The following is a 12475-nucleotide window of genomic DNA, read 5'->3' on the forward strand; positions in this document are numbered from 1 at the left end:
GGTACTACGACTTTCGCCAGCGGGCAAAAAGGCCTTTTTTCGGCACGTCCCTGGCAGTCACCAGGGTCGACCGGGCCAGTTCCTCATCCTTTAAGCGAAAGACTACCTCCCCCACCCTTTGTCCGGCCCGAACGGGGGCGGTAAGAGATGGCACCATCTTCACTTCCCTTTGCACCCGGGAAAGCTGGTCGCGGGCCAGGTCAACCTCCACGGGAGCGGCAACAACAACGGGTACTGTACCGGCCAGGCCGCTGGCAACGGGTAGCCGGGCCACCTCTTCCCCTCCAGCAGCCAGGGTCACCCGCGCCACTTCGTTAAAACCATACTCCAGAAGGGTGACGGCATCCCGGTAGCGGTTGGCACTGTGGAGCACCACCGCAATAAACCGGCGGTCGCCCCTGGTGGCCGATGCAATCAGGCAATTACCGGCCCGGGGGGTGGAGCCAGTCTTTACCCCGTCAATGCCCGGGTAACTGCCTTCGCGCAAAAGGCGGTTGGTGTTGAAAATGGTTTCTTTACGATTGGAATCGCAGAAGCTGACGGTAGTTTCCCGGGTACGTACCATCCGGTTAAAAAGGGGGTTTTGCAGGGCGTAACGGGTAATCACGGCCAGGTCGCGGGCGCAACTGTAATGCTGGGGATCATGGTAACCGTTGGTGTTGGCAAAGCGGGTGTGCAGGGCCCCCAGGACCAGTGCCTTGGCATTCATCATCCTGATAAAGTCCTCTTCCGAGCCGGCCACATGTTCGGCGATGGCTACGGTGCTGTCGTTGGCCGACATGATCAGGGCCGCCTTGAGCAGGTTTTCCAGGGTAATTTTTTCGCCGGCGCGCAGGTCCAGCACGGAACCCGTACCCACGGCTGCGGCATTGCGGCTTACGGTTACCACGTCGTTTAAACGGCCGTACTCCAGGGCAATGATAGCCGTCATGATCTTGGTCAGGCTGGCCGGCTCACGCCTTTGTAAGCCGTTTTTATCGTAGAAAATCCGCCCTGTGCGCGTATCCATGAGCACGGCAGCATCCGCAGTAACAGAAGGCGGGACGGCTCCTGCAGGCGCAGGGAAGGACAAAAGCAAAGCGCCAGACAGGAACAATGTCAGGCTTAAAATGAAGGCAGAATACCGGATGACGGCTGAGGTTTTCATAAGCGGCCCGCCGCCAGTTTTTTCACCTGTTTTCCGTTTCAAAGCGACCCCTTCCTTTCACCCCTTTATTTTTCCTCGCCTGCCGGGCGCTTTATGAAAACAAAAAAAACCAGCCGCAGGAAAAGGCTGGTTGTAAAAAGACTCGTTGCCCGTCAGCCGGGCAAAATCCGGCTTATCTTTTCCTTTTGCGCCACAGGTAGACCACAAGCACAAGCAGCCCAAGGGCCACCACCAGGTCCAGGCGGTGAAACCAGTATTTCAGATCCTGCCAGTGCTGGCCCATTTTTAAACCCAGGTAGGTGAGAAAAAAGGACCAGGGCAAGGAACCTAAAAAGGTGTAAATGACAAAACGGGGAAAGTTCATGCCGGAGATTCCTGCCGGCAGGGAAATAAAGGTACGCACAACAGGCATCAGCCGGGTGAAGAATACCGTTGCCTCACCATAGCGATGAAACCATCTTTCTGCCAGTTCGAAGTGTTTGTGGGAAATCCCGATGTAGCGCCCGTAACGCAGTAAAAAAGGGCGTCCACCCCACAGACCGATAAAATAAGAAATGATCGACCCCACGGTACCGCCAATGGTACCGGCCATTGCCGCCCAGAAGAAATCCAACCGGCCTGTGGATACCAGGTAGCCGCCAAAGGGGAGAATGACCTCGCTGGGCAGGGGTATATTGGCACTCTCAATAGCCATGCCAATGGCAATCCCCCAGTACCCCAGGTCGGAAATAAAACCAACCACCCATTCAACAACAATTTCCAGCAGGTAAGAAAGATAACCCAACCGGCAATCCCTCCGCCCGAAAAAGGGCGGGTGCTTAGCCCGCCCTTTTTCCTAGCAATATCAAGTATCCCAACCAGGGTTATAGCTTGAGGTTCTCGAGTATCTGGGCCAGAAGCGGATCAGCTTCTTCCAGCCCGGCGAGGGGCGACTTGCGTGTGGAATAGCGCTTGTCGAAGGCCACGAGATCCAGCGCCCGGCACATGGCCCGGAAATTGGCCGAGATGCTCGAGGGGGCCACCCCGTATTGCCTGGCCAGCTCGTGCTGGCTGATTCGGTGGTCGCACTCCAGGCGGGCCATGGCATATATCACCGTGGCCACCCACAGCTCGGGCTTGCGAAAGGAGGGCTGCACCTTGGAACAGTAGTCGTGCCACAGATGCAGTGCCCCCTGGACCTGGCCCGGCCCGTAACCTCTCACCCGGAGGTCTTCCATCACACCCCGGGCCACATCGGCGTGGGTTACCGTCGGCCACTGGTAATCCTCGGGCTTTTTAAAGTTCTCCCGTTCCAGGACATCCTGTCCCGCATTTCCACCGGCCGGCAAAAGCCCCAGCTTGCGGCGCAGCTTCTGCAGGTCGTAATGGGGCTCTCCCTTTAATTCCCGGCTGGTTTCCACCAGTTCCAGTTCGCGAAATAACTCTTCCAGCCTGGCCCTGCCTTCGGCAGTCCGGCAGGCCTCCCGGGGAGTTTTCCCTTCCAGGGCCGGAACAGGCTTATCGATCCAGCGGTCATAATATTCATCCAGCACGGCTTCGGTTATCTGCTGGGCAATCCGGGCCGAAATCCTGTCAAACAGGGCATCGTTGACCGGCGGAATATACCCATCTTCCTCACTTTCATCAATTAAATGAGGCAGGGTATAATTAAACCCCATCTCCACCACGATGGCGTTGATGATGTGGGAACGTTCCCGCAGGTAGTCACCCAGCACCTGCCTGGTGGAAGCATTCCGTTTCCGGGCATAAAACCGCAGGTCCCGGCGCAGCTTTTTCAGCAGGATATCCTTGCAGAAACCAGGTAAAGCAAGGCCGCTGGTAGAAAACTCGTACTCATCTCCCACCTTTAATACCCGCATAAGCAGGATAGTCCCCGGTTGAAGCTCGGCAGCCGCATTTATATCATGTACCTTTAATTCTCTTTTCTGAAGGAGATCCCGTAATACAACTCCTCTACGGGGCAGAACCTTTAGCACTTCATAAAGGGAAATCCTCGCCGCGGCCCAGTCTGCCAGTAAGGCCTGCTCCCTTTCGGAGAGATCGGGATTCTGCCGGAAAGTTTCAATGATGGTCAACCCGTCGGGAAGGACGTAATCGAAGATAAACCATTCAAAGCATCTTTCCATGGTAAATTCGTCATTGCGGTCAACCAGTTCCGGGTCAAGACAATTGAGGTACTTTTCCTGCGCCTTAACCACTTCCCGGGCAAAGCACTGGCTATCGGCAAATTCACCCAGTTTGCGGCGCAACTCCTGACCGGCACGCCGCCACCTGTACTGTTCCAGAAAAATTACCTTTTCCCTCATACCACAGCAGCTACGATAAGACTTCCCGCTCCCGCAAGGGCAAAGATAGTCACCCATTCCTAAACACCTCCTTCACCGGCAGCGAACCCGGCCCGCGGGTTATACAATCCTTCTTGTTTATTTTAGTTTATTCTAAGTGATTCAACACGGGCGACATTATTCCTGCTTAACCGGCAATAATTCCAGTTTTAGTTGTTCCCCCTCCCGTTCGACTTCCACTCCCAACCGGGAAAAAAGGGAAACCGGCAGGTATATGCTTTCCCCCCGGATCATGAGAGATCCTAACCCCACTTTTTGTCCCCCGATTACGGCCGTTTTCATGTCTACGTCCAGAACAAGCTCCCGGTCACCGGCACGGGCCAAAACCTTATGTCCTTCGTGCTGCCAGTGGACGCTGAACCCCAGAGCCTCCAGGGTAAATCGCAGGGGAACGCAGGTTTCCCCGGCCTGAATCAGGGGTGATAAATGATCGCTTATTTTTTCCCCGTTAACGAAGACACCTGTACCCGATAGATTAAATAATACGGTACGCGGTAACCGGGGCTGCAATTCCTGCCGGGCAGCCACCAGTTGCAGGGATGGCGTGGAAACCCACCGGTCGGGCTCGACGCCGCGGCCATCAATTGACCTGCCTGCTGGAGTCAGACAACGGGCAATGGTTAATTTCAGTGCACCTCCCGTTTCCAGGGGAATGATGGCCTGGACAACCCCCTTACCGAAGGTACGGTCGCCCACCAGCACCGCCCGCCGGTAGTCCTGCAACGCCGCGGCCACAACTTCGGCGGAACTGGCGCTCATGTCGTTGACCATGACCACCAGGGGCAGATCAAGGGCAGGGGTTTTACCGGCGGTATAATAAACTTCCTTCTGGCCATTCCGGTCCACCGTGGTGACTACCACCTTACCGGCCGGCAAGAAATAACCGGCCAGATCAGCGGCAGCATGCAGGTATCCCCCCGGATCGTTGCGCAGGTCAAGGATCATTCCCTTGATTCCCCTGGCCAGGAATTCCTGCATCAGGACACCAAATTCCTCAGCCGTCCTGGAACTAAAAACATGCACTCTAACGTAGCCGATATTTCCAGGAAGCACCTCCCATTCAACCGAGGGACTGCTCACTTGTTCCCGCACCAGTTCCACATCGAAATCGGGAACCCCCCCGCGGCGAATGGTCAGCTGCACCCGGGAACCGGCAGGGCCGCGAATTTTCTCCACCACCTGGGAAAGGGTCAACCCGGCGGTATCTTCCCCATTCACCCGGATAATCAGGTCTTTTTCCCTGATTCCGGCCCGGTAAGCCGGTGAATCACCCAGTACCCTGGCCACCTGTGGGTAAGGGGGCCATCCTTCCAGTTCCACGCCTATTCCCGCGAAATTTCCTTCCAGGGAATTGGTAAAATTATCAAGGTCTTCGGCTGTAAAATATTCCGTATAAGGGTCACCCAGGCTGCTTAAAAGGCCATCAATGGCCCCGTTCACCAGCCGGTCCACATCGGGACGGGCAACGTGGTAATGGTAAACATAATCCATTACCTCTGCTACCGCAGCAGTTCCCCGTTCCAGCTCCTCACCCGCACCGGCAGGAAAAACAGGCAGAAAAAATAATAAAGCCACCACCAGAAAGATTATTCTTGTTTGCAAACCGGCTCACCCCAAAGTTTAAGATCCATAAGTTGTAATTCAAGTTGTAATTCGCCCTGCCCTGGTTAATTTCCTGCCGGAACCTCCGAAAGAAACAGGGGCGGGTTTAAATTTATCAACATTTTTATTACCAACATTTTTATGCGGAAGGTATTGCAGATTTACACGGTGAAATAATTAAAAAAAGGCAGGTGCGTGATTTTGCAGGCAAGCACGTTTCTAATCCTGGACGGCAACAGCCTGGTTCACCGGGCTTTTCATGCCATACCCCACCTGGCAACCAGTCTAGGGGTAGCAACCAATGCCGTCTACGGTTTTACCAATATGCTTTTTAAAGTCCTCAAAGAAGTCAAACCTGACCTGGTAGCCGTTTGCTTTGATAAGGGGAGGGTTACCTTCCGCCACGATCATTATGAGGACTACAAGGCCCACCGTCCTGCTACCCCCGATGAATTGCGCCCCCAGTTTCCCCTGATCAAAGAAGTTTTAGCGGCCATGAACATCCCCGTGCTGGAATGTGAGGGATACGAGGCTGATGATCTAATCGGTACGCTGGCCGGCCGGGCGGAGCAGGCGGGAATTTCCAGCATTATCGTTACCGGTGACCAGGATACCCTGCAGCTGGTTTCACCCCTGACCAGGGTGTTCCTCACCCGCAAGGGAATCAGTGAACTGGAGGAATACACTGAAGGCCGGGTGTGGGAACGTTTTGGTATTACCCCGGCACAGTTTCCCGATTATAAGGGACTGGTTGGAGATCCTTCCGACAATATTCCCGGGGTACCGGGAATTGGTCCCAAAACGGCTAAAGCCTTACTTAAGGAATACGGCAGCCTGGAAGAAGTGGTGTCCCAAATCGACACCCTGCCCGGCCGCCACCGGGACAAAATACGCCAGCACCAGGAGCAGGCCTTGCTCTCCAAACGACTGGCCACCATTGAGCGGGAGGTACCCCTGGAGATTGACCTGGACGCCTTTCGCTGGCCGGGGCCGGATTACAATCAGTTGCTGGCCCTTTTCAGCAGGCTGGAATTTAAAACCTTAATCCGGGCCATCAGGCAGGAGCTGGGACAAAAGGAAGAGGATGAGGGAAGGCAACCTGGCCGGGAGGTGGAAACCTACCGGGTAACCTTCCGGCACCTCACCGGCCGGGAAGAGTTGTCCCGTTTGGTGGAACTGTGCCGGCGCGCAGGCCGGGTAGCCATAGCTCTGAGTGGGAGCCGCCAGGACGGCATAGGGGCGGCTGCCCTGGCCTTAAAAACTCCCCAGGACAATCCCAAAGCACCTTATCTCTCAATTTTTTATCTGGACCCGGGGGACCCTAGCACCGGCCCGGCAGCCCTGGACGCCCTGGCCGGAATTGTCCGCGACCCCGAAATAGAAAAATTCCTCCATGACGGCAAGAGCGCCCTCTGGCTTTTACAAAAGCACGGCCTCGCCCTGAACAACATGGCCTTTGATACCATGGTGGCGGCTTACCTGCTCAATCCCGCCTCGGCCAACCAGGAACTGGCGGACCTGGCCCTGGAACATTTAAAAGTTGTCCTGCCCACCCGGGGCGAGGAAGCCCTGGCGGCCCGGGCCGACGTCATCTGGCGCCTGTCGGAACTGCTAGCCGAAAAGTTGCGCCTGGCGGAAATGGAAAGGCTGTATTACGAAGTGGAGCTGCCCCTGGTAGCCGTCCTGGCCGACATGGAAATGACCGGGGTAGCCGTGGATGGACAATACCTGGAGGAAATGTCCGGGGAACTGGAGATAAAGATCGCCACTTTAGCGGAAAAGATTTACCGTCTGGCCGGGGAACAGTTCAACATCAACTCCACCCGCCAACTGGGCTACATCCTTTTTGAAAAGCTGGAATTGCCCGTGATCAAAAAAACCAAAACGAGCTATTCCACCGATGCCTCCGTGCTGGAGGAACTGGCCAACGCCCATCCCATTATTCCTTTATTGCTGGAATACCGCCAGCTGGTGAAATTAAAATCCACCTACGTCGACGGTCTGGCCGCCCTGATCAATCCCGAAACGGGCCGGCTGCACACCACCTTCCACCAGACGGTAACGGCTACCGGACGGCTTTCCAGCTCCGACCCCAACTTGCAAAACATCCCCATCCGCATGGAGGAAGGACGCAAAATCAGGAGGGTTTTCATCCCCCGCCGGGAGGGAAACCTGATCCTCACCGCCGACTACTCCCAGATCGAGCTGCGGATTCTGGCCCACATGTCCGGGGATCCCAACCTGCTGGAAGCCTTCCGCCAGGGCCAGGACATCCACGCCCGGACGGCCGCCGAGGTTTTCGGCGTGGCCATCACCGAAGTAACGGCCGACATGCGGGGCCGGGCAAAGGCAGTTAATTTTGGGATTGTCTACGGCATCAGTGATTATGGCCTGGCCCGGGACATCAATGTCTCCCGCCAGGAGGCCCGGCTATACATCGAAAACTACTTTGCCCGTTACGCGGGAGTAAAGGCCTTTATAGAGCGGACCATCCAGCAGGCCCGGGAGAAAGGTTACGTAACCACCCTTTTAAACCGGCGCCGCTACCTGCCGGATCTCTTTAGCGCCAACCGCAACGTGCGCATGTTTGGCGAGCGTACCGCCATCAATACACCCATTCAGGGCAGCGCTGCCGACATCATCAAGCTGGCCATGGTGCGCATTCACCGGGAATTAAAGGAGCGGGGACTGGCCACCAGGATGATCCTTCAGGTGCACGACGAATTGATTTTCGACATGCCCGCCGGGGAGCTGCCGGAGGTTTCCGAACTGGTCCGCCGGCACATGGAAAACGCCCTGGTGCTGGATGTCCCGCTGGTGGTAGACATGAAGCTGGGGCCAAACTGGTACGAGGTGAAGAAAATTTAGGAGCGAGGTCCATGCCCGAATTACCGGAGGTAGAAACGGTCAAGCGCACCCTGCAGGAAAAATTGCCTGGCCTCACCATCTGCAGGGCGGACATCTATCTTCCTAAAATCATCCAGATGCCGTCACCGGAGGAATTCTGCCGTCAGGTGGTGGACAAAACATTCCTGGACGTGGGCCGCCGGGGCAAGTACCTTTTAATCTCCCTTTCCCGGGGGCTGGTGCTGGTCGTCCACCTGCGCATGACAGGGCGACTGGTCTACACCGTCACGGATGAGCCCCGGTCCAAACACACCCACCTGATTTTTCACCTGAACAACGGCCACCAGCTGCGCTTTACCGATATGCGCCAGTTCGGCCGCTTCTGGCTTGTGCCGGAAAAGGATCTGCAGGCCGTCGGCGGCCTGAAAGACCTGGGAGTGGAGCCTTTAAGCCGGGAATTTACCATAGAATTTCTGGAGAAGGAATTAAAGGCGCGGCGCACCCGTTTAAAACCCCTTTTGCTGGATCAGACATTCATTTCCGGTCTGGGAAACATTTACGTAGATGAAGTGCTCCACCGAGCGGGTCTGCACCCCTCAAGACCGGCAAACACCCTCACCACCGGGGAAGCACAGGCCCTTTTCCGGGCCATCCGGGCGGTGCTGGAAGAAGGGATTGCCGGCCGGGGTACCAGCGTGAGGGACTATGTGGACGGCACGGGACGGCCCGGTACCTTTCAAGAAAAACTAAGGGTTTACGGCAAAAGCGGCCGGCCTTGCATGCAGTGCGGCAAACCCATCGAACGCCTGCGCCTCGGCGGCCGCAGCACCTACTTCTGCCCCGGATGCCAGAAGTAACCGGGGCTTCACAATCACGATTCGACCAGTCCTCCCATACAAATGTTAGAAGACTTTTAAAACCTCCCGGGAGGGACTGGTCAGTGGAATTATTCACCATCATCATTTTTGCTCTCGCCCTGAATATGGACGCCTTCGGCACCGGGGTAGCCTACGGGGTAAAGGGTATCAGGTTGCCCTTCTCTTCCGTACTGATCATCAGCCTCATGTCGGTGACGGCCATCAGCCTTTCCATGATCGCGGGCAACCTGGTGGCCCAGGCGATCCCGGTAAGCTTTGCCCGGCGCCTGGGTGGGGTCATCTTAATACTCATTGGTCTTTGGACAATGTTTCAGGCTCTCAGGGAAGGAAATAAAAGAGTTAAACCCCCTGCATACGAAGAAGAGCCCCATACGGTGTTTCAAATACGGATCCGCTCCCTGGCGGTAATGGTCCAGGTGCTGCGGGAACCCCACCGGGCCGACCTGGACCGCTCGGGCGTAATCTCCGCCGGGGAGGCCATTTTGCTGGGCCTTGGCCTGGCCCTGGACGCCTTCGGAGCCGGCTTTGCCTTTTCCATGCTGGGTTTGGACCTGATGCTTACCGCCCTTTTAGTTGGTACCGGACTTATAATCACTACATATGCGGGGCTGCTGGCCGGCCGGGGGTTTGGTGCCACCGCTCTTGGCCGCCAGTTCTCCGCCCTGCCCGGCTGCATTTTAATCCTGCTGGGGTTATTCAAATTACGGTAAGGTAGGGCCGCATGCAGGAACCCAGCCCTGCAGGAGCGAATTGCTTGTACATAATAAGGGAAATCAGGGGACTATTTTTAATTTTTTATTTGCTGGAGTGATGACTGCTTGTCTTTACACCTGAAGAGGAGTAAAGGCTTCAAGGTACGGTTGTTTTTCTTCATCTTATCGTTGCTGGCCATCCTGAACATCGATCACCTGGGCCGGCTCATCTACCCCTTCCCTTACCGGGAAACGGTAATGGAGTATGCCGCCGGCCGCGGGCTGGATCCTTACCTGGTAGCGGCGGTGATTAAAACCGAGAGCAACTTTAATCCCCGGGCCACATCCCGCCGGGGCGCCCGGGGGTTGATGCAGGTAATGCCGGAAACGGGAACCTGGGCGGCTAAAAAAATGGGCCTGTCCTGCTACCACCCGGACCTGCTGTATGATCCGGAATTCAATATCCGCATTGGCACCTGGTATTTAGCCGACCTGTACCGGACTTTTAACCGGGACACCATCCTGGTTCTGGCTGCCTATAACGGCGGGCAGGGAAACGTGCAAAAATGGCTGGAACAGCAGCACTGGACAGGTGAAAAAAGCAAACTGGACCAGATCCCTTTTGCCGAAACCAGGGAGTTTGTCCGTAAAGTGCTCTGGAACTACCAGGTTTACCGTTATCTTTACGGGAGGTGACTGCGGTGAAAAACACAATTAAGGGAGCCTTTTACGGTGCCGCAGTGGGGGATGCCCTGGGCGGCCCGGTGGAACTGATGAGTGCCGACGAAATCCGCGAAAAGTACGGCGTCCTGAAGGATATGGTCGGCGGCGGTTGGCTGAATTTAGAACCCGGGGAATATACCGATGATACCCAGATGACCCTGGCGGTAGCCCGGGGCATCCTGGCCAACCCCGTCTCCCCCATTGGAGAAATCGGGCGCGGCTTCATCCGCTGGTACCAGTCCAGGCCCAAGGACATCGGCAACACCACTTTAATGTCCTTCCGTAATTTCCTGCGCACGGGCAACTGGCAGGAAGCCTCCCGCCTTACCGCCCAGGCCCTGAACAAGCTCGACTCCAATGGAGGGCTGATGCGCACCCTGCCGGTGAGCTTCGGTTACTGGCACAACCTTTCGGCCATGGCCAAATGGTCGGTGGAAATAGCTTACATGACCCATTACAGCCAGGAGGGCGCTGCCTGCTGCCTGTTTTACAACCTGCTGATCTACCTGCTGGGGTCCCAACGGCATGTAAACCGGCGGGAAGCAGTAACCCGTGCCCTGCACCTGACGGATCAATACTGCAACCAGACAGGCATTAAGCCGAGCAAATTTTTCTGGTATATTATCCGCCACATCCAGAAGGGTGCGCCGGAGGTTGTCCCCCGGGGCAGCGCCCTGGATACCCTGGCCGCAGCGCTGCAGTGCTTTTTGAATACGGAAAGTTTTGAAGATGCCCTTATTACGGTAGTCAACCGGGGGGATGATACGGATACCGCCGGTACGGTAACCGGCGGCCTGGCCGGAATCCATTACGGCTTTGAGGCCATCCCCCATAGATGGCTGAAGGCGCTCAAGAACACCGAACCACTGGATGAAGTGATAGAAGGGTTTTATCAGCTGATCAAAAGCCGCGAGCATAACCCGGACCCCGCCGCCCCGGCAGATTATTCCCGGGCCTGGCCCACCTGCTGGAACTGAGCGGTGGCTCTTTAAAAACTAATGATGTTACTGGATTAAAGTGGGCTCCACTGGTTTAAAGCCTCATTCATGCTCCCGCTCCGGAAACCCTGTATATCGAGAGTTACATAGGTATATCCCAGTTGCTTTAATTTTCCACCAATTTCACCGGATCGCTGGATAATGTAAGTAAGATAATCCCCTGACACCTCTATCAGTCTTTCGCCGTAAAATGTGAACTTCCTCCGGAACAGGCCCGGAGGACAGGATCTATATTTTCTAATGCAGGAATTTTTTGTTTTGATGTAGAAAAAAGGCCCTGTTATTTAATCTGGACTTACAGGAGTGAGATGGGGTGGGGTTTTTGAGCCGCAGCAAAGGATCGATACTTCTGGTGGAAGACTCTACGTTAACCAGGTTTTATTCCAGGAGGCTTTTAGAAAATAACGGTTATGAAGTAACAGAGGCGGCCAGCGGGGAAGAAGCCCTGGTCAAAATAAGGGAAAGGCTTGATCCATTTGATCTTGTTATTATAGACATTAACCTGCCCGGTATCGATGGCCTGACCACTATAGAAAAAATAAAAGCTATCCCGCATTACCGTTATGTTCCGGTGATGATTATGACTGTTGAAGCAAAGATATCCACGGTTAAGCAGGCCATCCAGGTTGGCGCCATCGAATACCTTTGCAAGCCCTTCAGTTCCGAACAATTGCTGCAGCGGGTAGAAAAGCTTATTGGACGCAGCGAAGACCCCCGTGAAATTTTAGAAAGGATGCTTAGATTAGAAATTAACCGCGCCAAGAGAGGAAATTCAAAATTCTCCCTGGTACTGGCGCAGAGAACAGCAGCCGGCAGGTTCAACACAGCAAGTGTAAAGAGGATTCTACAGAAAAAGCTGCGTGAAATTGACGAGGTGCTGATGCTTGATGATAACCTCCTGGCGCTGGTACTTCCTTTAACAGATAAGGAAGGAGCAGCCACCGTAATAAAAAAGCTGCAGGAATGGGTGGCTGAAAAAGGGTGGCGCTTTGGCCTGGCGGTTTACCCGGAAAACGGCGGGAACGGCAAAGAATTGTTCGGGTACGCCCAAACCGCGATTTCAAGAAGCTAGCAATTAAACTTTTCCCTTCGCCATAAAAAACAAGCCTCCTTCGCTACCCAGGTTTTTATGTAAGTGGTAACCGAAGGAGGCTGAATCCGGTGTGGCTTGCGTGCCTTTTTAATACCACCGGACTAGACTTTTCCCGTATCCGGTGGTATTTGATCCCAGGATCGCAGGGCC

Annotated in this window: 10 protein-coding genes; 6 read left to right on the forward strand and 4 right to left on the reverse strand. The window is 55.2% G+C overall.

Annotated features, from left to right (window positions below):
* Positions 1 to 4 precede the first annotated feature (4 nt).
* The 4 genes from J2Z49_RS05630 to J2Z49_RS05645 all read right to left on the reverse strand — a co-directional run bounded on the left by J2Z49_RS05630 (position 5) and on the right by J2Z49_RS05645 (position 5094).
* On the reverse strand, positions 5 to 1147 hold the full coding sequence (locus J2Z49_RS05630; RefSeq protein WP_307400632.1) for a D-alanyl-D-alanine carboxypeptidase family protein: 1143 nt from the start codon (positions 1145 to 1147) through the stop codon (positions 5 to 7).
* A 172-nt stretch (positions 1148 to 1319) separates the two neighbouring features.
* On the reverse strand, positions 1320 to 1931 hold the full coding sequence (locus J2Z49_RS05635; RefSeq protein ID WP_307400634.1) for a DedA family protein: 612 nt from the start codon (positions 1929 to 1931) through the stop codon (positions 1320 to 1322).
* A gap of 79 nt (positions 1932 to 2010) precedes the next feature.
* Complete coding sequence (locus J2Z49_RS05640; RefSeq protein ID WP_307400637.1) at positions 2011 to 3510, reverse strand: antitoxin Xre/MbcA/ParS toxin-binding domain-containing protein; 1500 nt, start codon at positions 3508 to 3510, stop codon at positions 2011 to 2013.
* A gap of 99 nt (positions 3511 to 3609) precedes the next feature.
* On the reverse strand, positions 3610 to 5094 hold the full coding sequence (locus tag J2Z49_RS05645; RefSeq protein ID WP_307400640.1) for a S41 family peptidase: 1485 nt from the start codon (positions 5092 to 5094) through the stop codon (positions 3610 to 3612).
* A 201-nt stretch (positions 5095 to 5295) separates the two neighbouring features.
* Between J2Z49_RS05645 and polA the strand changes: the two genes are divergently transcribed.
* The 6 genes from polA (at position 5296) to J2Z49_RS05675 (ending at position 12304) form a co-directional block, all read left to right on the forward strand.
* Entirely contained in the window at positions 5296 to 7962 is a 2667-nt protein-coding gene (gene polA / locus J2Z49_RS05650) for a DNA polymerase I (protein WP_307400643.1), read from the forward strand.
* Positions 7963 to 7973: 11 nt separating this feature from the next.
* Positions 7974 to 8798 carry a DNA-formamidopyrimidine glycosylase gene (gene mutM / locus J2Z49_RS05655; protein ID WP_307400644.1) on the forward strand — a complete coding sequence of 275 codons (825 nt, stop codon included), beginning with the start codon at positions 7974 to 7976 and terminating at the stop codon, positions 8796 to 8798.
* Positions 8799 to 8881: 83 nt separating this feature from the next.
* On the forward strand, positions 8882 to 9529 hold the full coding sequence (gene ytaF, locus J2Z49_RS05660) for a sporulation membrane protein YtaF (protein WP_307400646.1): 648 nt from the start codon (positions 8882 to 8884) through the stop codon (positions 9527 to 9529).
* Positions 9530 to 9637: 108 nt separating this feature from the next.
* Positions 9638 to 10207, forward strand: a complete 570-nt coding sequence (locus J2Z49_RS05665; RefSeq protein WP_307400649.1) for a lytic transglycosylase domain-containing protein — start codon at positions 9638 to 9640, stop codon at positions 10205 to 10207.
* Between the two features lie 5 nt (positions 10208 to 10212).
* On the forward strand, positions 10213 to 11211 hold the full coding sequence (locus tag J2Z49_RS05670; RefSeq protein WP_307400651.1) for an ADP-ribosylglycohydrolase family protein: 999 nt from the start codon (positions 10213 to 10215) through the stop codon (positions 11209 to 11211).
* Positions 11212 to 11545: 334 nt separating this feature from the next.
* A complete protein-coding gene (locus J2Z49_RS05675; RefSeq protein ID WP_307400654.1) occupies positions 11546 to 12304 on the forward strand; it encodes a response regulator in 759 nt (252 codons plus the stop codon).
* The last annotated feature ends 171 nt before the right edge of the window (positions 12305 to 12475 follow it).

It is taken from the genome of Desulfofundulus luciae, from assembly GCF_030813795.1.
GTDB lineage: Bacteria > Bacillota > Desulfotomaculia > Desulfotomaculales > Desulfovirgulaceae > Desulfofundulus > Desulfofundulus luciae.

Coding starts and splice junctions, on each gene's coding strand:
- J2Z49_RS05630 (WP_307400632.1), bottom strand. CDS start 1,147: ATGAAAACCTCAGCCGTCATCCGGTATTCTGCCTTCATTTTAAGCCTG.
- J2Z49_RS05640 (WP_307400637.1), bottom strand. CDS start 3,510: ATGGGTGACTATCTTTGCCCTTGCGGGAGCGGGAAGTCTTATCGTAGC.
- mutM (WP_307400644.1), top strand. CDS start 7,974: ATGCCCGAATTACCGGAGGTAGAAACGGTCAAGCGCACCCTGCAGGAA.